Genomic DNA, 25861 nt, shown 5'->3' with positions numbered 1-25861 from the left:
AAAAAAACTAACTAACATTTAAAAACTAAAAAACCTTTATTTAGAAGTAATTTTCTTTGACGGAGTGTTGGTGATTTTTAATAAATAAGTCCCTTCTGGAAGATTGCTAATATTTGCCGCATTACTTCCTACTATTTTTTGTCCTTGCGAATAAATTTCAACTGTCTTAGAGGCACCACTTATATCGCTTGAACTAATAATCGTTTCATTTGAAGTTTTTGCTTTTACCGCAGTTTTTGCAGTTTTTGTTTCTACAGAAGCCGCAACCAAATTAGTTGCTTTTTCGCTTTCATATAATCCTATTACCTGCTCTGGAGTTAAAGCTACATCGTAAATCTTTAAATCGTCTATATCAGCATTTATCCCAACCATTGTATTGATTTCGCCCAATCTAAAAATAGTGCCATTAGTAGATCTGGCCATACCTTCTAGATATTTCAATAATTTGCCATCTCGGTATATTTTAGAGGTAGTTCCTTCGTAGGTAATGGTATAATTGTACCAAACACTCTTTTCTAGAGGTGTAGACACAATAACATCATTAGAAGCTCCCCAAGCTGCTAAACTCAAATCAGAGTTAGAAGTGGTGGTTCCTTGCTGTAGTAAGCCACAATATTGAGCATTTAACGGACTTCCGTAGCCCCAAATATAGTTTGCGTTTGAAATATCATTGAATTTTACCCAAATACTAATTGTTCTTGAGCTTTTTCCTTGAGGCAGATTGTCAATTACAGCTTCTAGAGCTTTATTATTTAATCGCTGAGCTCCTTTTATAACTCCAGCTCTGTCTGCTACGAAATTATTGGTACCGATAAACGAAGTGGTGTTTGCAGTATTATTTAAAGTACCATTAAAGTTAAATTCCTGAATCGGTGTTTGCGCATTTACATTCAAATAACTTACAAACAATACTGTTAGTAGTAATTTTTTCATAATAGTAGATTTTAGGGATTAAACAAACTATGTTTTTTTAATACCACTAAACTATATTATTATGGTTTCGAGCTAAAATATTTCCGACAACTTACCTAAATACTCGTTAAAATAACGTTTTTCATGCATTTCAGCCATGAAATACATTTTTTAAAACTCAAAAATATTATTAAAATTTTAAATTAAATTTATCAATATTAATAATTTCCTACGTATAAATACGGTATAATCAATAAAATAATAAATTTTAACTTATACCCATTTGACTAAAAAAGTAGTCAACAAAAAAAACTCCATTCGAAAATTACGAATGGAGTTTCTATATTATGGAAAGTACTATTACTTTACAAATTCAATTTTTTGAGCTTCTTCTTCATTAACACTATCAAAGAAACCTTGTTCGTTCATCCAGTCATCGCTGAATACTTTACTCATGTAACGAGAACCATGATCTGGGAAGATCGCAATAATATTACTGTCTTTTGTAAATTCTCCTTCTTCAGCATATTGTTTAATAGCTTGCATTACTGCTCCAGAAGTATATCCAACAAACAAACCTTCTTTTCTAGTAATCTCTCTAGCAGAGTGAGCACTTTCTTCGTCGGTTACTTTCATGAATTTATCAATAATATCAAAATCTGTAGCCGATGGGATTAAGTTTTTACCAAGACCTTCTATACGGTAAGGATAAATTTCTTTGCTATCGAATTCTTTTGTCTCGTGGTATTTTTTCAATACTGATCCAAAAGCATCCACTCCTAAAATTCTAATATTTGGATTTTTTTCTTTTAAGAATTTTGCAGTTCCCGAGATAGTTCCTCCTGTACCGCTGCAAGCAACTAAGTGCGTAATTTGTCCTTTTGTTTGTTCCCAAATCTCTGGACCTGTAGTGTTGTAGTGAGCATCAATATTCAACTGATTGAAATATTGATTAATGTAGACTGACCCTTTTGTCTCTTCATGCAAACGTTTTGCTACATTATAATAAGATCTTTCATCATCTGCAGAAACGTGAGCCGGACAGACATACACTTTGGCGCCTAAACTTCTCAACATGTCAATTTTGTCTTTAGATGATTTTGAACTTACAGCCAAAATACAATTGTAACCTTTAATAATGCTTACCATCGCTAAACTAAATCCTGTATTACCAGATGTTGTCTCGATAATGGTATCTCCCGGAGATAGAATTCCTTTTCTTTCGGCTTCTTCAATAATATATAGTGCTATTCTATCTTTTGAGGAATGACCTGGGTTGAAAGCTTCTACCTTTGCGTAGAAATTTCCTTCTAACTCTTCGGTAATTTTATTTAGCTTAATAAGGGGGGTGTTTCCTATTAACTCTAAAACATTATTATAAGCAGTTATTTCTTCTTTCATAAAAAAATAGTTAATCAAAGGCCTTTTCTAAATTAACCTTGATAGGTTGCAAATTTAACAAAAAATTTCTAATTAGCTTTTAATTTTTTCTAAATCTAATAAAAAACTAAATTCTTTTGCTAAGTCTTTTAAAGCCTCAAAACGTCCCGAAGCCCCGCCATGACCTGCATCCATGTTTGTATCTAAAAACAAAAGTTTATTATTTGTTTTCAAATCTCGCAATTTTGCAACCCATTTAGCTGGCTCCCAATATTGTACCTGCGAATCATGAAGACCAGTAGACACATACATATTAGGATATTCTTGTGCTTTTACGTTATCGTAAGGCGAATACGACAACATATAATCGTAATATTCTTTCTTGTTCGGGTTCCCCCATTCGTCATACTCTCCAGTTGTAAGCGGAATACTGTCATCCAACATCGTGGTAATTACGTCTACAAAAGGCACCTGAGCAATAACGCCATTATACAATTCAGGGGCTTCATTTACAATCACTCCCATTAAAAGTCCTCCGGCAGATCCTCCTTCAGCATAAAGATGTTCGGGAGAAGTATACCTTTGGTCTATTACAAATTTAGAGCAATCGATGAAATCTGTAAAGGTATTTTTCTTTTTTAACAGTTTTCCATCTTCATACCATTGTCTTCCTAAGTCCTCGCCTCCTCTGATATGCGCAATAGCATAAACAAATCCGCGGTCTAGAAGCGATAATCTTGTAGAAGAAAAATAAGTGTCCATCGTAATTCCGTATGAACCATATGCGTAAAGCAACAACGGATTTTTACCATTTTTCTCCAATCCTTTTCTGTAAACCATCGAAATTGGCACTTTTACACCATCTCTTGCTGTTGCCCAAACTCTTTCTTCTATATAATTGTTCTTATCAAATTTCCCTCCTAAAACCTCTTGCTCTTTCAAGATTTCTTTGGTTTTAGTCTTCATATTAAAATCAATTACAGAAGAAGGAGTTGCCAATGATTGATAACTGTAACGCAAAATATCGGTATCAAAATCAACATTGGTTGTTGTATACGCATTATATGTTTCGCTGCCAAAAGGAAGATAATAATCTGGCTCATCGCCCCAAGGCATGATTCGAATATGATTTAATCCGTTAGAACGCTCTTCTACAACTAAATAGTTTTTAAAAATTTCGATATCTTCTAACAAAACATCTTCTCGGTGCGGAATAAGATCAACCCAATTTTTCTTTCCTGTTTTGTCTTCAGGCGTTTTCATCAATTTAAAATTGGTGGCTTTGTCTTTATTCGTCAAAATATAAAATGAATCTTCGTAATGCGAAATACTGTACTCCAATCCGCGAACGCGAGGTTGAAAAACTGTAAATTCTCCATCTGGATTATTCGAATTAAGAATTCTATATTCTGTAGTTAAAGTACTTCCAGAACCAATAACAATATATTTTCTTGATTTTTCTTTACTGATCGATACATTAAAAGTATCATCAACTTCATCAAAAACCAAAACATCATTTTCAGATTCTGTATTTAATTTATGTTTAAAAACTTTATCCGCTCTAAGGGTTACTTGATCTTGTCTTACGTAAAAAATGGTATTATTATCGTTTGCCCAAACCGAAGCTCCAGTAACATTTTCTATCTTATCTGCTAAAATTTCGCCTGTTTCTAAGTTTTTAATTTGAATGGTATAAATTCTTCTTCCAACAATATCGACTCCAAAACTGGCAAATTTATTGTCTGGACTAATACTTAAACCTCCCAATTTGAAATAAGCGTGTCCTTTTGCCATTTCGTTGCAATTGAACAGAATTTCTTCCTCTGCAGAAAGACTTCCTTTTTTTCTTGCAAAAATTGGATAATCCTGCCCTGTTTCAAAACGAGTAATGTAGAAGTATCCATTATAGAAATAAGGAACCGAAGAATCATCTTCTTTAATTCTTGCTTTCATTTCTTCAAATAGACTATCTCTTAAATTTTGAGTATGAGAAGTCATATTCTCGTAATAAGAATTCTCTTGATTTAAATAATCAATTACCTCTGGATTTTCTCTGTCGTTAAGCCAGAAATAGTTGTCAATTCTAGATTCTTTATGTTTTTTTAATGTTTTGGGTATTATTTTGGCCTTTGGAGCCGATATATCATTTTGCATTGAATTAGCATTAATTTTTAATATGAAGACGCAAAAATACTACAAACACAACAGAACAAAATTAATTTTTTCATAAAATATTCTATTGAATTAACACAGCAATATACTAATTTTGTCTGTAATAATTTAAAAAATCAACAAAAATGGATTTAATGGGAATGATGGGTAAACTTAAAGAAACCCAGCAAAAAATTGAAGATACAAAAAAGCGTTTAGATACTGTTTTGATTGATGAACAAAGCGCTGACGGATTATTGAAAATTACTATTACAGCTAGCAGAAAGATAAAATCGATCTCTATTGATGATTCTTTGTTTGAAGATAAAGAACAACTAGAAGATTATTTGATTGTTACTCTAAACAAAGCAATCGAAAAAGCTACAAATGTTAACGAAAGAGAATTAGACGCAGTTGCCAGAATGGATATGCCTTCTATTCCTGGAATGGATAATTTATTTAAATAAGGTTCAAAGGCTCAGAGTTGCAAAGGCTCAAAGGCTTTTTACTTTGTCTAACTTTCATAAAAAACAAAAAAAAAGACGCATTGCGCGTCTTTTTTTTTTAAAAACCTATGTACCTCTGTCCCTCTGCGACTTTGAACCTTCTTTCCTAGAACTTCGAAAGCGTCTCCAACACATAAGTATGCATTACTTCTTTATAATCTAAATGTGTTACAATACGAAGTTTATTATGTCCCAAAGAACTTATCAATATATTTTTCTGTTTTAATTTTTCAATTAAAAGTTGATCGCTATAACCTTCTGCAAGCGAAAAAATCAAAATATTGGTTTCAACAGGTTCAATTGATGCAATCCAAGGTTTTGTACTTAGGATTTTAGCAATTTCTTTGGCTCTGCGGTGATCTTCTGCCAATCTTTCGATATTATGAGCCAAAGCGTATAATCCAGCAGCGGCTAAATAACCCACCTGACGCATTCCACCCCCTAATATCTTTCTGATTCTCAACGCTCTATGAATATCAGCTTTACTACCCAATAAAACTGAACCTATTGGAGCGCCTAAACCTTTAGATAAACAAACTGAAATAGTATCGAAAATAGCTCCAAATTCCCTTGGGTTCTGTCTTTTAGCTACTAATGCATTCCATATTCTCGCTCCATCTAAATGAAACTTCAAATTATGAGCATCACAGACCTTTTTTATTTCTCTTAAATCTTCTAATTCGTAACAAGCTCCACCACCTTTATTGGTCGTATTTTCTACACAAACCAAGCTTGTTAGCGGACTATGATAAAACTCTGGATCGTTTATTGCGGCTTTTACTTGAGCAGCAGTTATCATTCCGCGATTTCCATCTAATAAACAGCAAGAAACACCGCTATTAAAAGAAACTCCTCCACCTTCATAATGATAAACGTGAGCATATTTGTCTGCAATTAATTGTTCTCCAGGCTGCGTGTGCAGTTTAATTGCAGTCTGGTTTGCCATAGTTCCAGACGGAAAAAAAAGTCCAGCTTCCATACCAAAAAACTCTGCTGTTCTGTTTTCTAATTCAATCACCGTTGGGTCCTGTTTGTATACATCATCGCCGACATGAGCGTTAAACATATACTGAAGCATCTCATAAGTAGGCTTTGTTATGGTATCGCTGATTAAATTTATTTCCATATTCTAAAAACTATATCTTATTTTTGTATGCAAAATTACGTATTACAAATAGTTATTCTTGGCAAGTTTAATAAAATTTAACTCGCTCGTTTCTATAGACCAAATTAACGTAATAATTCTAAAAAACATATAAAAACCTATTAATTAATTTATGACAACAGCCGAACAAGTAAAAGGTATTGTGGAGCGCCTTGGTGCGTTGAGGAGGTATCTTTGACGTCGATGCTAAACTAATCGAGATTGCAAACGAAGAAGAAAAAACTTTTGCTCCTGATTTTTGGAACAATCCAAAAGAAGCAGAGAACATTGTAAAGAACCTTCGAAACAAGAAAAAATGGATTGAAGATTATGACAAAGCCGTATCTCTTACAGAAGAATTACAGCTGGCTTATGATTTTTACAAAGAAGGAGAACTTTCTGTAGACGAATTAGACGAACAATATGAAGCGGCACAAGCACATATTGAAAATATCGAATTCAAAAACATGCTTTCTGATGAAGGAGACAGTTTAAGCGCAGTGGTTCAAATTACTGCAGGGGCTGGAGGAACAGAAAGTTGCGACTGGGCAGGAATGCTGATGCGTATGTATATGATGTGGGGAGAAAGCTATGGTTACAAAATCAAAGAGCTTAACTTTCAAGAAGGCGACGTTGCCGGAATTAAAACCGTAACTTTAGAATTCGAAGGAGATTATTCATTTGGGTATTTAAAAGGAGAAAATGGAGTTCATCGTTTGGTTCGTATTTCACCTTTTGACAGTAATGCAAAACGTCATACTTCTTTCGTATCGGTTTACGTTTATCCATTAGTTGATGATAGTATCGAAATCGACATTAATCCTGCCGATATCGAAATTACAACTTCTCGTTCGAGTGGTGCTGGTGGACAGAATGTAAATAAAGTTGAAACTAAAGTTCAGTTAGTTCACAAACCAACTGGAATTCAGATTCAATGTTCTGAAACGAGATCACAACAGGACAACAGACAGCGTGCCATGCAGATGCTTCGTTCCCAATTGTATGAAATTGAATTAAAGAAACAGCAAGCGCAGCGTGCCGATATTGAAGCTGGAAAAATGAAAATTGAATGGGGTTCACAGATTCGTAATTACGTAATGCAACCTTACAAATTAGTAAAAGACGTTCGTACAGGTTACGAAACCAGCGATGTTGACGGCGTAATGAACGGAAATATAGATCCTTTCTTAAAAGCCTATCTTATGATGATGGGACAGAAGGAAGAGGAATAGCGCCTCGTATTCAGTTGCAGTTTGTGCTTACAGTAAACTTTAAACCTGAAACTTTAAACTTTAAAATAAAAAGTTATGATAAAATGGGCAGATGTAATTCATTTTACAAATAAAGGAAATCCAACTCCCGACAAAAGAGTGGAGAAAACGGAGGAAGAATGGAAACAAGTTCTAACTCCAGAAGAATTTCAAGTTACACGTTTAAAAGGAACAGAAAGATCTTTTAGTTCTGAATTGTGCAGTTTGTTTGATCCTGGAATTTATGAGTGCAAATGCTGCGGAACGGTTCTTTTTGATGCCAGCGAAAAATTCGAATCTGGAACAGGATGGCCTTCTTTTACACAGCCTGTAAAAGAAAATGCGGTTGGTTACCACGCCGATAAATCATACGGAATGATTCGTGTTGAGGTGACATGCAATGTGTGTGATGCTCATTTAGGACACGTTTTTCCAGACGGACCACCTCCAAGCGGTTTACGATACTGTATTAACGCAGTTTCATTATCAAAAATTAAAGAATAATACTTAAAAAGCGGTTCAGTAAAATGAACCGCTTTTTTTTAATCAACAGGAAATAAATGATTTAACAAAACAAATGTAAGCTATAACCTCACAATTAAATTTTTTATTTACATATCTCAATTTTCAATTATTTGAAACAAAATCCTCACACCTTTGCTATTGCATTCATTAAAAGACTTTCATTAAATTAATATACTGAATGTTAATTTTACAAAAATTACCGCCTTATTTTAAACATTTATTAAGAAACATAAAAAATTAATTAGGTAATTAAAATCTAATTCATTTTATTTGGCAAAAAATAAACCTTAGTCGATTAAAATTTGTCAATGAGATCCTATTCAATCCAAGAAATTAATGAAGTAATAAATGGCGTAATTTACGGCAACACTTCACAAAGCATAACTGCTACAGAACAATTAGAAAAAGCAACAACTTCGGAAATCTCATTTATCGGAAATAAAAAATACGAAAAATACTGGTCGACCTCTAATGCTTCCATTGCAGTTGTAAACGAAGACATTTCAATAGAACCTGGTGAAAACCGTGCTTTTATAAAAGTAAAAAATGCCGATTTGGCAATGTCGCAAATTCTTGCCCTTTTTGCTCCTCCTACTCCAATCTTTCATAACAATATTCATAAAACAGCAACTATAGACGAAACCGCTATAATTGGCGAAGGCGCTAAAATTGGCGCTGGCTGCTACATTGGCCCAAAAGTAGAAATTGGCGCTAACACCATAATTTACCCAAACGTGACCATTTTAGACGAATCAACTATTGGAAAAAATACTATTATTTGGTCAGGAACAGTAGTTCGTGAACGCTGTCATATCGGAAGCGAATGCATCATTCATCCAAATGCAACAATTGGTGCAGACGGTTTTGGATTTCGCCCTTGTACAGAAAAAGGATTGGTGAAGATTCCTCAAATTGGAAATGTAATTATTGGCAACGGTGTCGAGATTGGTGCAAACTCATGTGTTGATCGCGGAAAATTCAGCTCAACAATTCTAGGTGATGGATGCAAGATTGATAATTTAGTCCAAATTGGACATAATAGCAAATTAGGAAAGTTCTGTATTATGGCTGGAAATAGTGGTTTAGCTGGTTCTGTAACCCTAGGAAACGGAGTTATTATTGGCGGAAGCGCTTCTATAAAAGACCACACAGCAATTGGAGACGGAGCTATTATTGGTGCAGGATCTGGTGTTATAGGCGATGTGCCGGCAGGAAAAACAATGCTAGGTTATCCAGCTGTTGAAGCTCGTGATGCTTTAAAGCAATGGGCAACACTAAAGAGAATGGCTTGCGCTATTAAGAAATAAATCAAATATTAAATATATAAAAAACATCCGCTAACAACGGATGTTTTTTCATTTTATAAAGCTTCACATTCAAAGCAAATCTTTTTGGATCAATCTTAAACAAGAGTAAAAGAGGAAAGATTTAATACGGAGAAGGCAAAGTTCTTTAAATACTCCTATATAATAAACATAAAGTTCACAAAGCTTTGTGGACTTAGATTATATAAAAAACAAATATGATGGAAATTTGAAGCCATTTCTTAATTCACAAAGCAACTGGTTTATTTCAATTGATTTTGTAAATTAGCCAACACTATTTTACAAAATCAATACTATATCATGGATTTAAACTTCAATAAAAACGAAGATCACAATAAATTACTCCTTTCAGAATTAAAACAAAAATTCGCAAAAGTAAAATTGGGCGGAGGCGAAAAAAGAATCGAGAAACTGCATGCTGAAGGTAAAATGACAGCTCGTGAAAGAATTGCCTATTTGTTGGATGAAAATTCTAAAAGTATTGAAATTGGAGGGTTTGCTGGAGAAGGCATGTACCCAGAACATGGTGGCTGCCCTTCTGGAGGTGTTGTGGTTAAAATTGGATATATTAGAGGCAAACAATGTATCGTAGTTGCCAATGATGCAACTGTAAAAGCCGGAGCTTGGTTTCCGATTACAGGAAAGAAAAATCTTCGTGCGCAGGAAATTGCCATGGAAAACCGACTTCCAATAATTTATCTTGTTGACAGCGCAGGAGTTTATCTGCCAATGCAGGATGAAATTTTTCCTGACAAAGAACATTTTGGGCGTATTTTTAGAAACAATGCTCAAATGAGCAGCATGGGCATTACCCAAATTGCTGCTGTTATGGGAAGCTGTGTTGCTGGAGGAGCTTATCTTCCAATTATGAGCGACGAAGCTCTAATCGTTGATAAAACGGGAAGTATTTTCCTTGCCGGAAGCTATTTAGTAAAAGCTGCTATTGGAGAAACAATAGACAATGAAACTTTAGGTGGTGCAACAACACATTGCGAAATTTCAGGCGTTACCGATTATAAAGCGAAAGACGATAAAGATGCTTTAGATAAAATCAAAAATATTGTAGATAAAATTGGTGATTTTGATAAAGCAGGATACAGCCGAATCAAATCAGAAAAACCAGCTTTAGAACCAAATGAGATTTACGGAATCCTTCCAAAAGCAAGAACCGAACAATACGATATGATGGAAATCATTAAGCGTCTGGTTGATAATTCAGAATTCGAAGCTTACAAAGAAGGTTACGGACAATCTCTAATTACGGGTTATGCCAGAATTGATGGCTGGGCTGTAGGGATTATTGCCAACCAAAGAAAAGTGGTGAAAACCAAAAAAGGAGAAATGCAGTTTGGCGGTGTTATATATTCTGACAGTGCCGATAAAGCTACTCGTTTTATTGCCAATTGCAACCAGAAAAAAATTCCATTGGTATTTTTACAAGATGTTACTGGTTTCATGGTAGGTTCAAAATCTGAACATGGCGGAATTATTAAAGACGGTGCCAAAATGGTAAATGCAGTAAGCAATTCAGTTGTTCCAAAATTCACAGTTATTGTCGGAAATTCTTATGGTGCAGGAAATTACGCCATGTGCGGAAAAGCGTACGACCCAAGATTAATATTTGCTTGGCCAAGCGCAGAACTTGCTGTAATGGGCGGAACTCAAGCAGCAAAAGTATTAGCACAAATTGAAGCTTCTTCGCTTAAAGCAAAAGGAGAAAAAGTCGATGAAGCAAAAGAAACAGAGCTATTCAATAAAATAAAAGCACGTTACGACGAGCAAACTTCACCTTATTATGCAGCCTCAAGACTATGGACAGATGCTATTATTGATCCATTGGAAACTCGTAATTGGATTTCTATCGGAATAGAAGCCGCAAACCACGCTCCTATCCAAAAACCATTTAATCTAGGAGTCATTCAGGTATAATGATTTAAGAATTCTCAACAAGACGTTAAATAAAAAGCAAAAAACTTATTTTTCAGTTGTAAAAAATACGCATATCACTAAAAATTAGTAACTTAGTATGTAATTTTTAATCACACAACATCATGGAAAATGTAAAAAGTTTGAATAAATGGGCAAATTCGCACACTTATTTACCAGTTGATTTAGTACGTATTGTTTTGGGTGGATTTTTATTTATGAAAGGTGTCTCTTTCGTCACCAATATTCAATACCTGCATGATTTGATTTCCCCTATCGATAAGTATGGCGGAGGTATGTTTATGCTGCATTACATTGCTCCTGCCCACATGATTGGTGGTATAATGATTATTTTTGGACTTTTAACCAGATGGGCAATTGCAGCTCAATTACCCATTTTATTTGGGGCTGTGCTCATTAACTTTATGGGACAAATGCACTCCGAAAGTTTAGTTTTAGCATTAATCATTTTATTTGTCTGCATCTTTTTCCTATTCTATGGGAGCGGTAAACACTCGGCAGATTATTATTTTAAAATGCAACAATAACCTTTAAGCCCCCATTTTATTGGGGACTTTTTTTTGAGTGTTAATTAATTCTATAAAATTTCTTTAATTGCGTTTTATGACTTAAATTCGCCGGCATGAATTGGATTCGTAAAACCGTTATTTTTATTACGCTTTTGCTAGCGGGATTGTTTGCTTATCAGGCAGACCAAGTTTCTGCACGCATAATCGAAACAGAAAAATCGGATACCAATTTCTGTAAAGACATTTTAGATTCGTCTGCATTTATACAGCCTCAAGGAAGTTATCAGTTTGCAGCAAACATCAAAACAAATCCTAGCGGAATTATTAAATGTTTTGACACACTTTTACCACTAATTCCACAGCATCAAACTGTTGCTTATAACACAGCATATACTAAACTCTTTACCACTCAAAGTAAAAAGGTTTCGGTCATACTCTATGCTTTCCATTTTTTCTGGTAAATAAATACTTGATCTTTCTTTAGAAGATCTATTCTTCAAGCACTTAACGAGCCGTTTTCAAACCGAAAACCGCTTTGCATATCATTTATTTATTTCATTAAAAAACATCATGGAAACTACTACCACCATTATGGGTATTGTGATTCTGATTATTGTCGCTATCCCAATATATTTTTCTGCGCGCTCATCTGCAGCTAGCAAATCAAGAATTTTAAACATCAAGAAAAGATTCAATCCAAATCATCCAGAAGATTTTGACTTGACAGAATCAATTAACAATAAGACTTTAACGATTGATCAGAAAAACAATAAATTCATTTTGATGAATTTCAATCCAAATCAACAGGAATCAACCTATGTCGACTTAAATACAATTGCTTCCAGCAAATTAATTCCGACAACAGATGCTGGTTCAGATACAATTATCAAAATTGATTTCGAGTTTCAAGAAAAAGAAACATCTAAAAAAATATTAATTCCATTCTATGATTTTGATGATGACCGCATCAAACAGATTAGTGTCTATCAAGATCATCAGTTTGCGAAAAAATGGCTTAAAATCATCCAAGATTCTATATCACGTTAGTTATTTAATTCAGTAAAGAGACTCAATTTTGGGTCTCTTTTTTTTACAAGTTATATGATATTTGTCATTTTATGTCTTCGCCTTAAGTTTTAATTTTGATGAAAACTAAATCCGTCGTTATGAAAATTTCTTTGACACAAAAGTACAATGTCCCAGGTCCAAGATATACTAGTTACCCGACAGTTCCATATTGGAACGAAGCTGCTTTTACAGCAGAAAAATGGATTACTACTTTAAAACAATCATTCTCAGAAAGCAATTCAAAGAACGGAATCAGTTTATACATTCACCTTCCTTTTTGCGAAAGCATGTGCACTTTCTGCGGATGCAACAAACGTATTACTAAAAATCATTCAGTAGAAGAGAAATACATTCAGGCAGTTCTTAAGGAATGGAAAATGTACTGTCATTTACTTCCTGAAAAACCAGTTATTAAAGAAATACATTTAGGCGGAGGAACTCCAACATTCTTTTCAAAAGAAAACTTGGAGAACCTTATAAACGGAATTTTTGAAAATGCTGTAAAAGCCGAAAATCATGAGTTTAGTTTTGAAGGACACCCAAACAATACAACTTACGAACAGCTTAAAAAACTGTACGAATTAGGCTTTCGCCGAGTAAGTTTTGGAGTTCAAGATTACTCTACAACTGTTCAAAAAGCTATAAATAGAATTCAGCCATTTCATAATGTTGCCAAAGTGACTTTTTGGGCAAAAGAAATTGGCTACACTTCAATCGGACACGATATTATCTTTGGACTTCCGTTTCAAACCATCGAAGATGTAATAGATACAGTTGAAAAAACCAACTCATTAAAACCAGACAGACTAGCATTTTACAGTTATGCACACGTGCCTTGGATAAAAGGGAATGGACAACGTGGTTTTAATGACGAGAATCTTCCTAAAGATTCGGAAAAAAGAAAACTGTATGAAATTGGCAAAAAACTCTTAATTCAAAACGGTTATCATGAAATTGGCATGGATCATTTTGCTTTAGCAAAAGATAGTTTATATAAAGCCGCGCATAATGGAAATCTGCACAGAAACTTCATGGGTTATAGTGCTTCTAAAACACAGGTTATGATTGGACTTGGCGTATCTTCTATTAGCGACAGCTGGTATAGTTTTGCACAAAACACCAAAAACCTAGAAGAATATTACGAGATTTTAGAGTCTGACAAACTTCCTGTTGTAAAAGGTCATATTTTGAACAATGAAGATCTAACCATTAGAAAACATATTCTGAATTTAACCTGTGAATTGGAGACTTCCTGGACTGGTGAATCTCTAAATTTCGCCGAACTTCCTGAGGTTATAATTGCTTTAAAAGAAATTGAAAACGATAATTTAATTATTATAGAAAATAATAAAATCAAAATTACAGAAGAAGGAAGACCTTTTGTCCGCAATATTTGTATGGCTTTTGATTTACATCTAAAAAGAAAGTCACCGGAAACAAATTTGTTTTCGATGACTGTATAAAATCTTTTTAAATATCTTTTTAGTGGCAGTTTGGAGTCTGCTGTACAAATAAACTCATGTTTGAAGGAGAAATATACGGAATACCTAATCCTAATCCTCTAAGGATAAATAAAACTCCAATTATAACTGCTACATAAGGAATTGCCTTTTGAATTTTGTTTCTGAAAGGCAGTTTCAGCAATGTATTGACATACACTACAATAGTCATCAAAGGAATTGTTCCGATTCCAAACAAAAGCATATAAAGCACCCCAAAACCTGCACTCTGCATTGCAATTGCTCCAAACAAAGCTACGTACACCATACCGCAAGGCAAAAATCCGTTTAGAAGACCAATTGTAAAAAGAGATTTATAACTCTTGTTTTTAAACTGACTTCCCAAATTTGCTTTAATTTTAGAAATGATTTTGTATACTGGCTTAGAAAAATTGTATTGCGCAAATTTCTTCTCAGGAATCAAAACCACAACAATCATAATTACACCAATAATTATTGACATTTTCTGCTGTAATCCTGCGAGAAAAAAACCTCTTCCGAGCAATCCAAAAATTAACCCAATTGCCGAATAAGCAGTTAACCGACCAAAATGATAGGTCATAATCTGCGTTACTCTTTTAGCTTCATTTTGCCTGTCCACAGGAAGCATCATCGCAATTGGCCCGCACATTCCAACACAGTGCAGACTACTGATTAAACCCAAAAAGAAAGCAGAGAATAACATTTTATTTTAGTTTACGTAAATAACTTCTTTAGTGAGATATTTTTTACCTTCATACTGCCATTCCATATTAACATCCCAGCGTCCTTTCAATAATTTTTTCTGCGGAATAATAATTTCTGAATTGGTTAAAGCAATTTGAGTGTTAAAATCGAATTTTTTGTTTGAAGGTCTATAGAGCTGAATATTCCCTTTCACCTTATCACTTTCAAATCCTGCAGGAAAAATTACCGCCACACCTTCTTCTGTATATTTTATTGATGGTTTATGCTGTAAATCGTGTGCATTTTGAATTCTTGCCATTTCGTCCTGAAAGTGCGTATCGTGTTTGTAATATTCTTCAACTACCAGATCATTATCGTACTTAGAATTTGACTGCACTTCAAAAACAAAATATAAAATAAATGTCATAAACAATCCGAATGCAATGACAATTCCAGTTCCCCAATTAAATTTCATAATACTATATTTTTAATTAAAACTACGCGGTCCTAAGAAATTTGTTGTTGTTGTTTCTATGAGTTCAGAACCGTTGTAAACCCCTATTTTTACCTTTGTTTTATCACTTTCTAACAAAACTTCATCGATTTCTATGAATAATGTTCCTTGAGAAATTCCTTCTTTTGGAACCTTAAAATGTCTCTTTCCAACATTTTTAATTTCTCCCTTCTGATCTATTAATTCAAAATGAATATCGTTGTAATCTTTCATTGTTTTGTTTACAATTTTATACGTGTAAACATTACTAATTTTTTCTCCATTATGCTGGAACAACTGACCAGGTAAACGTAAAACTACCGCTTGAACGTCTGTTCTTAAAAACAGCATTCCAACAAAAATACTCAATAAAATAAAGAGAACAGCTGTATAACCTTTCATTCTTGCTGTAAACCTAAAAGGTTCTTTTTTGGCAATTTCATCTTCAGAAGCGTAGCGAATAAGACCTTTTGGCAATCCAACAGATTCCATAATATGATCGCATTCATCGATACAAGCTGTACAATTTGTACATTCTAACTGTGTTCCATTTCTAATGTCAATTCCCATAGGGCAAACATGAACACATTGAAGACAATCAATACAATCTCCTTTTCCTGTTAATGCTCTATCTTCTTTTTTATTAAATTTTGCACGCCCTTCTTCTTTTTCACCACGAACAAAGTCGTAGGCAACATTAATCGATTTATTATCTAAAAGAACCCCTTGCAATCTTCCGTACGGACAAGCAATAATGCAAACCTGCTCGCGAAACCATACAAAGACAAAATAGAAAACTCCAGTAAATATTAGTAATGCTATAAAATTGCTTGCTTGTTTTATCGGACCCTGTTCAATCATCAAAAACAAAGCATCGCTTCCCACCAAATATGCCAAAAAGATATTGGCAATAAGAAAAGAGATTAAGAAGAAAATCGTCCATTTTAAAACTCGTTTTCTAATTTTCTCAGCATTCCATTCTTGTTTTGCTAAACGACTCTGAGATCCACGATCTCCATCAATCGCATATTCTATGCGGCGGAAAACCATTTCGAGGAAAATAGTCTGCGGGCAGATCCAGCCACAAAAAATTCTTCCGAAAACAACCGTAAATAAAATGACAAATACAACGCCGACAAGCATTGAAATTACGAAGAGATAAAAATCCTGTGGCCAAAAAGGGAATCCAAAAATATTAAAGCGACGTTCGATAATATTGAACATCATAAATTGATTCCCATTAACCTTAATAAAAGGATTTACAAATAAAATTGCCAATAAAACATAACTGACAATTTTTCTATAATCATAAAATTTACCAGACGGTTTTTTAGGAAATATAAATTTTCGTTTTCCACCTTCATCTATTGTTCCAATGGTATCTCTAAAAGCTTCGTCTGGTAAATTTGACATGATATTCTAATTATTTTTTAACTTCTGTGGTATCTTTTGGTGCTGCAGTGGCCGCATCTTTTTTGGGAGCACTATCATCTACCCAAACTTCTCCTTCTGATTCTTTTGGATCTTTAGGATTACTTCCTTGTAAAGACAAAATATAACTTGCAACTTTTTGTATTTCTTTTGGCTTAAGGGTTCCTTTCCAGGCAATCATCCCCTTACCGTCTCTACCTCCATTTGTAATGGTGTGGAACAGATTTTTAATTCCTCCTCCTAAAATCCATTTATCATCTGTAAGGTTTGGTCCGATTTGCCCTCCCGCATCAGCACGGTGGCACGCGGCACAATTGGTTGTAAAGATTGTTTTACCTTCTTCTAAACTTGGTGCATCAGTTAACAAAACAACTGTTTTCTCATCCATCAAATCTGGCGCTGTTTTCATGTATTCTGCAACATCAATCTTTGCTTGAGCCATTTCTTTTTTCAGCTCCATTTCTTGATCATCAGCCCCTAAAACATCATAGCGAATCACATAAATTACTCCGAAAATAATACAGATGTAAAACAGATACACCCACCATGGCGGCAAATTGTTATCCAATTCTTTGATTCCGTCATAATCATGATCCATCAATAAATCAGCTTCTTTTTCAATCGGTTCTGTTTTAGTCAATTTATGCATAAGGTTTTTAAACCAAGTGCTTTCTTTGAAGCTTAAACTTTCTTCAAGTTCTTTTTGCGCTTTTTCTTCTGGTGACAGCAATTGATACATCACTCGATTTACAGCGCTAAGCGTAATTTCGATTGCAATCAGAATAAATAAAAAGACAAATAAAAAGAGGGCTACCATTGGGAACTTTACAAAAGCTGGCTTATCACCTGAGTCTATAAAATATTCCATCAAAGCAAATACGATGAAGAAAATCAACGGTACTCTAACATATACTGGGAAAAACTTTTTCATTTTTATCTATCTTTTGTAATTACACTAAGTCCTTCATCTAAAGGTATATTACTCATTTCTTGAATTTTTTCTTTTCTATAAGAGAATACCCAAACGCCTAATCCTACAAAGAATAAGAAGAAAATTAAGAGGGAAATAATCGGGTAAATTTCTATACCCGATATTGTTTCCATATTGTGTTTTATTTGTTCAAACATAATGCTGTTATTTTGAAGTTTCTTTTACTTTAATATCAGTACCAAGTCTTTGAATATAAGCGATTAAAGCAACGATTTCTCTTTCGTTCATCGGAATGAATTTCTCGCCTTTTGCAGCAGCTTTTTTACGGCTGTCTTCATAACTCTTAACAAAATCAGGATCGCTTTCTAAGTTTTTTTCTATCTTAACAGCCTGCTCTCTTAATGTTCTTTGCGCATTTGCAACCTCTTCTGGAGTATATGGCACCCCTAAAGAAATCATTGCCTGCATTTTCTTCTGAGTCAATGAAATATCCATCGGTTTGTTATCAAACAACCATTTGTAACCTGGCATAATTGATCCAGCAGATGTACTTTGTGGATTCCACATGTGATTAAAATGCCAATTATCATTATACTTACCACCTACTCTTAACAAATCTGGACCTGTACGTTTTGATCCCCATAAGAATGGATGGTCATAAACAAACTCACCTGCTTTTGATTGAACTCCATAACGCTCAACCTCACTTCTGAATGGACGAACTGACTGAGAGTGACATCCAACGCAACCTTCTCTGATATATAAATCACGTCCTTCAAGCTCTAATGGCGTATATGGTTTTACACTTGAAATTGTCGGAATATTTGATTTTACCATTATCGTTGGAACAATCTGAATAATACCTCCAATTAAAATTGCAATAGTTGCTAAAATGGTTAACTGGATTGGTTTTCTTTCTAACCATGAGTGGAATTTCTCTCCACTTAATCTACTGCTTTTTATTGTTTGTAAAGCTGGAGCCTGAGCCAATTCATCTTCGATTGTATTACCAGCTTTTACAGTCATAATAATATTATAAACCAAAGTCAGCATACCTATTAGATACAAACTACCTCCAATAGCTCTCATCCAATACATTGGCATAATAGCCGTTACGGTTTCAAGAAAGTTACCATAAGTTAAAGTACCATCTGGATTAAATTGTTTCCACATTGATGCTTGTTGGAAACCAGCTACATATAACGGAATTGTATACACAATAATACCTAAAGTCCCAATCCAGAAATGGAAGTTTGCTAATTTCTTAGAGAATAACTCCGATTTTGTCATTCTTGGAATCAACCAATAAATGATACCAAATGACATGAAACCATTCCAAGCCAAAGCACCTACGTGTACGTGTGCTACGATCCAGTCTGTATAGTGGGCAATAGCATTTACATTTTTTAAAGATAACATCGGACCTTCAAAAGTTGCCATACCGTAACCTGTAATTGCAACTACGAAGAATTTTAAAACGGGTTCTTCACGAACTTTATCCCAAGCTCCTCTTAACGTAAGAAGACCATTGATCATACCTCCCCAAGATGGAGCAATTAACATTACTGAGAATGCAACCCCTAAATTCTGAGCCCAGTTTGGCAATGCAGAATACAATAAGTGGTGAGGTCCTGCCCATATATATATAAAGATTAAAGACCAAAAGTGAATAATAGATAATCTATAAGAATAAACAGGTCTGTTTGCAATTTTTGGAACGAAATAGTACATTAATCCCAAGAATGGAGTTGTAAGGAAGAATGCCACCGCATTATGTCCGTACCACCATTGCACAAGCGCATCCTGAACACCTGCATATACAGAGTAACTTTTTAAAGCTGAAACCGGAATTTCTATATTATTAAAAATATGAAGTACTGCTACCGTTACAAATGTTGCTAAATAAAACCAGATTGCAACATACAAGTGACGTTCTCTACGACGCAGCATGGTTCCAATCATATTGATTCCCATTACCACCCAAATTAAGGCGATTGCAATATCAATTGGCCACTCTAGCTCTGCATATTCTTTAGAAGAAGTATAACCTAACGGAAGTGTAATTGCGGCTGCTACAATAATTAACTGCCATCCCCAGAAATGAAGGTTACTTAAAAAATCACTAAACATTCTGGCTTTTAGCAATCTTTGTAGCGAGTAGTACATACCAGCAAAGAAAGCATTACCCACAAAGGCAAAAATAACTGCATTGGTATGTAACGGTCTCAAACGGCCGTAACTAAGCCACGAAATCCCATCTGTCATGTTGGGAAAAAGGTACATTACCGCAAGGGTAAGCCCCACTAACATACCCACAACACCAAATAGTATTGTGGCGTAAATGAATTTTTTTACAATTTTGTTGTCGTAATAAAACTGTTCCATTTCCATAATTATACTTGTTTTTCTTCGATTGGTGAATTATTATTTTGGGAATTAATTTTGGTTTCGTCATCAAAAAGAATTCTGACTGAAGGCGTATAATCATCATCGTACTGTCCAGACTTGACAGCTACAATAAAGGCAATAAAGAAACAGATTGCCACAAAAATACTTACTGAAATTAATAGATAAATAACACTCATACCTTAGATTTATATTAACAAAATTACTTCGTTAAGGGCGCATAAAATATGATAATTATCATAAACAAAGAGATATGTTAAATTTATAAAAAAAATCTTGTTATATAATTTATAATCGTTCTAAATTTCTGTTACTGAAATAGTTAGACATAAAAGTTACAAAACTTACAATAGTGATTGTACTCAACGGCATAATGATCGCAGCCACTAACGGAAGTAGGTTTCCTGTAACCGCAAATGCAAGCCCAACAACGTTGTAAAGCAATGAGAGTCCAAAACTCATTTTAATAATAGAAATCGCTTTATGCGAAAGCTTTAGAAAGTAGTTTAAACGTGAAAATTCTGTTGCATCTAGAATTGCATCGCAAGCAGGCGAAAAGACATTTACATTTTCCGAAATAGAAATCCCGACATTACTTTGCGCTAGCGCTCCAGCATCATTCAGTCCGTCACCGACCATCATTACATTTCGCCCTTTTTCTTGAAGTTTCTTTATGTATTCGAGTTTTTGTTCTGGTTTCTGATTAAAAATCAGCTCAGTTCCTTTTGGAAGAATCGCTTCTAAATTAGCCCTCTCACCATCATTATCTCCAGAAAGTACCTTGATTTTATAAGCTTTACTCAAATCTGCAAAAAGCTTTTCTAAACCTTCACGATATTGATTTTGAAAAGTAAATTTCCCAAAATAAACCCCTCCTATTTTGATGTGCAATGCTGTTTTTTCAATTTCCGAACCATCTGCAACTATATCATTTACAAATTGTCCTGAACCAATTTTAATTTCTTTTTCCTCAACAGTTGCCAAAATTCCTTTTCCTGTAATCTCTTGAAATTCTTCAACAGCAACACGTTTAGCTTCTGGCAGAAAATCATATAGCATTCGGCTTAATGGATGATTTGAACCTCGTAATACGTTTTTAATCAATACAATATCTGAATCTGAAATAGCATTTCCTTCATACATTATATTTGATTTCTTATTGGTTGTAATCGTTCCTGTTTTATCAAAAACAATCGTATCCACTTTAGCGAGTTGTTCGATTACAATTGCATTTTTTAGATAAAATTTCTTTTTTCCTAAAATTCGTAATATGTTTCCAAAAGTAAATGGAGCTGTAAGAGCCAATGCGCAAGGGCAAGCCACAATTAATACAGCCGTAAAAACATTAAAAGCAGTATTGGCATCAATAAAAATCCAATAACCAAAACCACCAAATGCAATTAGTAATAAAATAGGGGTAAAATATCGGCTTATTGCATCTGTTATGGTTTTGTGTTTCTGATCTACTTTTTTCTGAAAAATTTCATTACTCCATAATTGAGTCAAATAACTTTGTGAAACAGAATGCAATACCTCCATTTCTATTACTCTTCCAATCTGTTTTCCTCCTGCAAATATTTTATCTCCGGACTTTTTAGTAATTGGCACTGCTTCTCCTGTAACAAAACTATAATCTATCTCTGCGCTTTCGCTAATTAAAATTCCATCAACGGGTATAAGTTCTTGATTTCGAATTAATAATCGATCTCCTTTTAAAACATCATAAATAGCGACATTATCTTCGGTTGCATCTTTATTAATTTTAGTAACAGCAATCGGGAAATACGATTTAAAATCTCTTTCGAAGCTTAAAAAGCTATACGTTTTAATTTGAAACATTTTACCAAGAAGCATAAAGAATACTAAACTGGCCAAACTGTCAAAAAAACCTGGACCGTGATCCATTAGCATGTCGTATGTACTGCGAATAAACATCACGATAATACCTAAAGCAATCGGAATATCAATATTAAGCATTCTAGTTCTAATGCTATGGTAAGCAGAAATATAATACCCGCTTGCCGAATACAAGAAGCTCGGTAATGCTAAAAGAAAAATCAGTAATCTGAAAAACGGCTTGTAACTATCCAACCAGAATTCTTTCATTTCAAAATATTCTGGAAATGAAAGCAGCATAATATTTCCAAAACAAAAAAATGCGACCCCAAGTTTATAAGTTAAACTCCTGTCTACCTTTGCTTTTGCTGTTCCATAATTTTCTAGACTTATATAAGGTTCGTAACCGATAGAACTTAAACGATAAACAATTTCTTTTAAAGAAACGATATCTGAATTAAATGTAATTCGAACTTTCTTTTCGTGAAAATTAACTTGAGAAGTACTAATTCCTGGCTGAAGACGATTTAGGTTTTCTAAAATCCAGATACAAGAACTGCAATGGATATGCGGAATATTGAGCGAAACAATCGAAGTGTTTCCTTCCTGAAATTCCAAAACCTTTGCTAGTATGGTTTCATTTTCTAAAAAATCATATTTTCCTTTGATGTCTTGTGGAGTGGCACCTGGAGACTTTTCAAAATCATAATAAGATGTTAGGTCATTGATGCTGAAAATTTCGTAAACCGTTTTACAGCCTGTGCAACAAAACTTTTTATCATCAAAATCAATTTCTTCATTTTGTTCAATAGTTAAACCACAATGAAAACAACTTTGCTCCCTCATAAACTTGTTTTTATTTGTTGCAAATTTCCAATTAAAGCGTAATTTTTAAGATGACAATTATCATGTTATTTTGAAATCGGATTCCTAAATTTATAAAATAAAAAGCTCAAATGAGAGTAAACCCTAATTTATAATAATTTTACCTTATTATGGTGGTTAAAACCCTTAAATATGCTTATTTTTGCAGCAAACAAATATTGTCATGAACAAATGTGATCAATGCATTGTACGTCAGCTAAGCTCATTAAAAGCCCTTAACAAAGAAGAAGTTATTAAGTTAGCCAGCAGTAAAACCTCTTACAAGATTAAAAAAGGTGAAGCCATTTTTGAAGAAGGCGAAGTAACCAATGGAGTTTTTTGTATAAAAGATGGTGTTGGTAAGCTTTCAAAATTGAGTGCAAACGGAAAAGATCAAATTGTAAAATTGGTTAAATCTGGCGAACTACTTGGACAGCGCTCGATGATTAGTAACGAGCCGGCAAATTTGACTGCAAAAGCGATCGCCGACATGGAAGTTTGTTTTATTCCTAAAACTGAAATCATCAATTTCTTCAATAATAACAATCAATTTTCTTTAAATCTGATGCAGTCTGTATGCGAAGATTTGAAAGAATCTGAAAACGAAAAAATTGCTTTAGTACAGAAAACCGTTAAACAGCGACTTGCAGAAACTTTATTGCAATTACATGACGAGTTTGGAGAAGACACTGATAAAACACTTAAAGTTCAACTAACAAGAGAAGAACTTGCAGGAATTATTGGTACTGCAACAGAAAGCTGTATTCGCTTATTATCTGACTTTAATAAATTGGGATTAATAGAATTGGTTGGTAAAAAAATTATGCTTAAAGATGTTCGCGCTTTAAAGAAATTAGCCGACAACTAGAGTTTTTTAGCTTCATTCCAGAAAACATCCATTTCTGTAAGTGTCATATCCATTAATGGCTTACCTAATTCGTTTGCTTTACTTTCTAAGTATTGAAAACGCTTAATAAACTTTTTATTGGTTCTTTCTAACGCGTCTTCTGGATTTACATTTAAGAATCTTGCGTAATTAATCATAGAAAACAAAACATCTCCGAATTCGTCTTCGATTTTATCTTTGTTTCCAGATTTTACCTCGTCTTGCAATTCTTGTAATTCTTCTTGAACTTTATCCCAAACCTGATGAGGTTCTTCCCAATCAAAGCCCACACCTTTAACTTTATCTTGAATTCGGCTTGCTTTCACTAAAGCAGGAAGACTCCTTGGAACACCTTCTAAAACAGATTTTTTACCTTCTTTCAGTTTTAGTTTTTCCCAATTTTGTTTTACTTCTTCTTCATTTTCTACTTTTACATCTCCATAAATATGAGGATGACGATGAATTAGTTTCTCGCAGATTTCATTACAGACATCTGCAATATCAAAATCGTTGGTTTCGCTACCTATTTTGGCATAAAAAACAATATGAAGCAGTAAATCTCCCAATTCTTTTTTAACTTCATTTAAGTCATTATCTAGGATAGCATCACCCAATTCGTAGGTTTCTTCGATTGTGAGATGTCTCAATGTCTGCAAAGTTTGCTTTTTATCCCACGGACATTGCTCACGAAGTTCATCCATGATATTCAATAATCTCTCAAATGCTTTTAACTGGTTTTCTCTGCTCATTTTGAAGTTTTCTTTGATTTAAACTCGATTTGTAAAATTAAAAAATCCTGTCAAGAAAACATCTTAACAGGATTATTTTATGTTTAAAGAAAAACTACTATTCTTCTTTTTTGGCTTTTGCTTTTTTAGCAGCTGGAGCTTTTTTTGGTTTCTCTACAGCAACTGGAGCTTCTTCTTTTGGTTCTTCAACTGCAGGAGCTAAGTCTGTAACCAATCCTTTTGCTTGAAGCGTGTTGTACCAATTTAATACTTTTTTGATATCTGATGGATAAACTCTCTCTTCGTCGTAATCTGGAAGAATTTGTTTGAAATAAGCAGACAAAGTAGCATTATCTTCTTTATGAGAAATAGCTTGTCCTTTATTTTCTTTAACGGCAATCTGCTGCATTACTTCAGTTAACGGTTTTTCACCTTCATAAGTATAAATCGAAATTTCAGACAATAAACTTACATTGCTTTTTAGATTTACAGTAATCTTCTTCCCATCAATTAATGATTCCGCCACAAAACCTGTACGAGTTTGTACTTTTAATTCGTATAAACCTGGTTTTCCTGAAATGGCTAAAATTTTCGTTAAATTCATTTTTATTAAAATTAGTATTAAGAATTTGATTTATTTTTTGTTTCTAACTATTTAGAAAACTTATCTTGCTTTTTTAGCTGCGAAAAATTTCATTCTATATTCCTGAGACGTTTTTCCCTCAGTAATATTTTTCAATTTCTTTTGAATTAAACGCTTTTTAAGAGATGAAATTTTATCCGTAAACAAAATTCCTTCAATATGATCGTATTCATGTTGGATAACTCTTGCGATTAATCCGTCAAACACTTCCGTTTTCATTACAAAATCTTCTTCACAGTATTCAATTGTAACTGTTGGTTTTCTGTAAACATCTTCACGCACATCTGGAATACTCAAACAGCCTTCATTAAATCCCCACTCTTCTCCTTCTTCTTTAACGATTTTAGCATTGATAAAAGTCTTCTTAAAACCTTTCAAATCTTTTTGTTCCTCTGAAGGAAGATCCTCATCATCACTAAAAGGCGTTGTGTCTATAACAAACAAACGAATTGGAAGCCCAACCTGCGGTGCTGCAAGTCCAACTCCATACGCATTGTACATCGTCTCGTACATATTTGCGATCGTTTCTTTTAGGTTTGGATATTCTGGTGTAATGTCCTGCCCTACTTTTCTTAAAACAGGATCACCGTATCCTACAATTGGTAAAATCATTTGTTTTTATTTATATTTAATATGCTGCAAAAACAGAATTAAAGTTATGCTATTTCAGCTGGCAAAAATAGTAAAAAATAGTCAAGAATGATTCTAATAATCTATTATATCGCATTTTTTACAAGCTGTTAAAAATCTCATCCATAATT

The 25861-nt window shown here is 33.9% G+C and carries 25 protein-coding genes; 10 read left to right on the top strand and 15 right to left on the bottom strand.

Going from position 1 to position 25861, the window contains the following annotated elements:
* Positions 1-36: 36 nt before the first annotated feature.
* The 3 genes from M0M44_RS14300 to M0M44_RS14290 all read right to left on the bottom strand — a co-directional run bounded on the left by M0M44_RS14300 (position 37) and on the right by M0M44_RS14290 (position 4446).
* The gene (locus M0M44_RS14300) at positions 37-933 is read right to left on the bottom strand and encodes a LamG domain-containing protein (protein ID WP_248726255.1); all 897 of its coding nucleotides are present in this window, start codon (positions 931-933) and stop codon (positions 37-39) included.
* Between the two features lie 339 nt (positions 934-1272).
* Positions 1273-2313 (bottom strand): cysteate synthase, encoded by a 1041-nt coding sequence (gene capA, locus M0M44_RS14295; protein ID WP_008462690.1) that lies wholly within the window; start codon positions 2311-2313, stop codon positions 1273-1275.
* A gap of 72 nt (positions 2314-2385) precedes the next feature.
* Positions 2386-4446 carry a S9 family peptidase gene (locus M0M44_RS14290; RefSeq protein WP_248726254.1) on the bottom strand — a complete coding sequence of 687 codons (2061 nt, stop codon included), beginning with the start codon at positions 4444-4446 and terminating at the stop codon, positions 2386-2388.
* A 143-nt stretch (positions 4447-4589) separates the two neighbouring features.
* On the opposite strand from M0M44_RS14290, the gene M0M44_RS14285 reads away from it, so the two are divergent.
* A complete protein-coding gene (locus M0M44_RS14285) occupies positions 4590-4910 on the top strand; it encodes a YbaB/EbfC family nucleoid-associated protein (protein ID WP_057118616.1) in 321 nt (106 codons plus the stop codon).
* Between the two features lie 145 nt (positions 4911-5055).
* Here the strand turns inward: M0M44_RS14285 and M0M44_RS14280 are convergent, their stop codons facing one another.
* Positions 5056-6075: a threonine aldolase family protein gene (locus M0M44_RS14280; RefSeq protein WP_066032199.1), complete on the bottom strand. Its 1020-nt coding sequence runs from the start codon at positions 6073-6075 to the stop codon at positions 5056-5058.
* 151 nt (positions 6076-6226) lie between these two features.
* Here M0M44_RS14280 and prfB point away from each other — a divergent pair.
* The 8 genes from prfB to hemN all read left to right on the top strand — a co-directional run bounded on the left by prfB (position 6227) and on the right by hemN (position 14180).
* A protein-coding gene (prfB, locus tag M0M44_RS14275; RefSeq protein ID WP_111424189.1) for a peptide chain release factor 2 occupies positions 6227-7325 on the top strand; the annotation gives its coding sequence in 2 pieces (ribosomal slippage) (positions 6227-6289 and positions 6291-7325; 1098 coding nt in all).
* 75 nt (positions 7326-7400) lie between these two features.
* Positions 7401-7847, top strand: coding sequence for a peptide-methionine (R)-S-oxide reductase MsrB (msrB, locus tag M0M44_RS14270; protein WP_248726253.1), 447 nt, complete (start codon positions 7401-7403; stop codon positions 7845-7847).
* Between the two features lie 329 nt (positions 7848-8176).
* On the top strand, positions 8177-9175 hold the full coding sequence (lpxD, locus tag M0M44_RS14265) for a UDP-3-O-(3-hydroxymyristoyl)glucosamine N-acyltransferase (protein ID WP_248726252.1): 999 nt from the start codon (positions 8177-8179) through the stop codon (positions 9173-9175).
* Positions 9176-9493: 318 nt separating this feature from the next.
* On the top strand, positions 9494-11122 hold the full coding sequence (locus M0M44_RS14260) for an acyl-CoA carboxylase subunit beta (RefSeq protein WP_248726251.1): 1629 nt from the start codon (positions 9494-9496) through the stop codon (positions 11120-11122).
* A gap of 122 nt (positions 11123-11244) precedes the next feature.
* Positions 11245-11667: a DoxX family protein gene (locus M0M44_RS14255; RefSeq protein WP_095930907.1), complete on the top strand. Its 423-nt coding sequence runs from the start codon at positions 11245-11247 to the stop codon at positions 11665-11667.
* Between the two features lie 95 nt (positions 11668-11762).
* A complete protein-coding gene (locus tag M0M44_RS14250) occupies positions 11763-12110 on the top strand; it encodes a hypothetical protein (protein ID WP_248726250.1) in 348 nt (115 codons plus the stop codon).
* A gap of 109 nt (positions 12111-12219) precedes the next feature.
* Positions 12220-12696: a hypothetical protein gene (locus M0M44_RS14245; protein ID WP_248726249.1), complete on the top strand. Its 477-nt coding sequence runs from the start codon at positions 12220-12222 to the stop codon at positions 12694-12696.
* Positions 12697-12815: 119 nt separating this feature from the next.
* A complete protein-coding gene (gene hemN, locus M0M44_RS14240; protein ID WP_248726248.1) occupies positions 12816-14180 on the top strand; it encodes an oxygen-independent coproporphyrinogen III oxidase in 1365 nt (454 codons plus the stop codon).
* 19 nt (positions 14181-14199) lie between these two features.
* Here hemN and M0M44_RS14235 read toward each other — a convergent pair whose 3' ends face one another.
* The 8 genes from M0M44_RS14235 to M0M44_RS14200 all read right to left on the bottom strand — a co-directional run bounded on the left by M0M44_RS14235 (position 14200) and on the right by M0M44_RS14200 (position 22825).
* The gene (locus M0M44_RS14235) at positions 14200-14901 is read right to left on the bottom strand and encodes a sulfite exporter TauE/SafE family protein (RefSeq protein WP_248726247.1); all 702 of its coding nucleotides are present in this window, start codon (positions 14899-14901) and stop codon (positions 14200-14202) included.
* A gap of 6 nt (positions 14902-14907) precedes the next feature.
* The gene (locus M0M44_RS14230) at positions 14908-15357 is read right to left on the bottom strand and encodes a FixH family protein (protein WP_248726246.1); all 450 of its coding nucleotides are present in this window, start codon (positions 15355-15357) and stop codon (positions 14908-14910) included.
* A 12-nt stretch (positions 15358-15369) separates the two neighbouring features.
* Positions 15370-16788, bottom strand: coding sequence for a cytochrome c oxidase accessory protein CcoG (gene ccoG, locus M0M44_RS14225; protein ID WP_248726245.1), 1419 nt, complete (start codon positions 16786-16788; stop codon positions 15370-15372).
* A gap of 10 nt (positions 16789-16798) precedes the next feature.
* Positions 16799-17737 carry a cbb3-type cytochrome c oxidase N-terminal domain-containing protein gene (locus M0M44_RS14220; RefSeq protein ID WP_248726244.1) on the bottom strand — a complete coding sequence of 313 codons (939 nt, stop codon included), beginning with the start codon at positions 17735-17737 and terminating at the stop codon, positions 16799-16801.
* 2 nt (positions 17738-17739) lie between these two features.
* Positions 17740-17934: a cbb3-type cytochrome oxidase subunit 3 gene (locus tag M0M44_RS14215; protein WP_248726243.1), complete on the bottom strand. Its 195-nt coding sequence runs from the start codon at positions 17932-17934 to the stop codon at positions 17740-17742.
* Between the two features lie 7 nt (positions 17935-17941).
* The gene (gene ccoN, locus M0M44_RS14210) at positions 17942-20128 is read right to left on the bottom strand and encodes a cytochrome-c oxidase, cbb3-type subunit I (protein ID WP_248726242.1); all 2187 of its coding nucleotides are present in this window, start codon (positions 20126-20128) and stop codon (positions 17942-17944) included.
* 2 nt (positions 20129-20130) lie between these two features.
* Positions 20131-20322 carry a cbb3-type cytochrome oxidase assembly protein CcoS gene (gene ccoS / locus M0M44_RS14205; protein ID WP_008462657.1) on the bottom strand — a complete coding sequence of 64 codons (192 nt, stop codon included), beginning with the start codon at positions 20320-20322 and terminating at the stop codon, positions 20131-20133.
* Positions 20323-20431: 109 nt separating this feature from the next.
* Positions 20432-22825 (bottom strand): heavy metal translocating P-type ATPase, encoded by a 2394-nt coding sequence (locus tag M0M44_RS14200; RefSeq protein WP_248726241.1) that lies wholly within the window; start codon positions 22823-22825, stop codon positions 20432-20434.
* 202 nt (positions 22826-23027) lie between these two features.
* Here M0M44_RS14200 and M0M44_RS14195 point away from each other — a divergent pair, with 202 nt between their 5' ends.
* Complete coding sequence (locus M0M44_RS14195; protein ID WP_198857143.1) at positions 23028-23711, top strand: Crp/Fnr family transcriptional regulator; 684 nt, start codon at positions 23028-23030, stop codon at positions 23709-23711.
* Here the strand turns inward: M0M44_RS14195 and mazG are convergent.
* From mazG to def, 3 genes are all read right to left on the bottom strand, one after another.
* Complete coding sequence (gene mazG / locus M0M44_RS14190; RefSeq protein ID WP_248726240.1) at positions 23708-24478, bottom strand: nucleoside triphosphate pyrophosphohydrolase; 771 nt, start codon at positions 24476-24478, stop codon at positions 23708-23710. The genes M0M44_RS14195 and mazG overlap by 4 nt on opposite strands.
* 97 nt (positions 24479-24575) lie before the next feature.
* Entirely contained in the window at positions 24576-25061 is a 486-nt protein-coding gene (locus M0M44_RS14185; RefSeq protein ID WP_248726239.1) for a DUF5606 family protein, read from the bottom strand.
* A gap of 60 nt (positions 25062-25121) precedes the next feature.
* Complete coding sequence (gene def, locus M0M44_RS14180) at positions 25122-25712, bottom strand: peptide deformylase (RefSeq protein WP_008462650.1); 591 nt, start codon at positions 25710-25712, stop codon at positions 25122-25124.
* Positions 25713-25861 lie beyond the last annotated feature (149 nt).

Source organism: Flavobacterium humidisoli (genome assembly GCF_023272795.1).
Classification (GTDB): Bacteria; Bacteroidota; Bacteroidia; order Flavobacteriales; family Flavobacteriaceae; genus Flavobacterium; species Flavobacterium humidisoli.
This window is presented reverse-complemented; position numbering and strand designations above follow the sequence as displayed.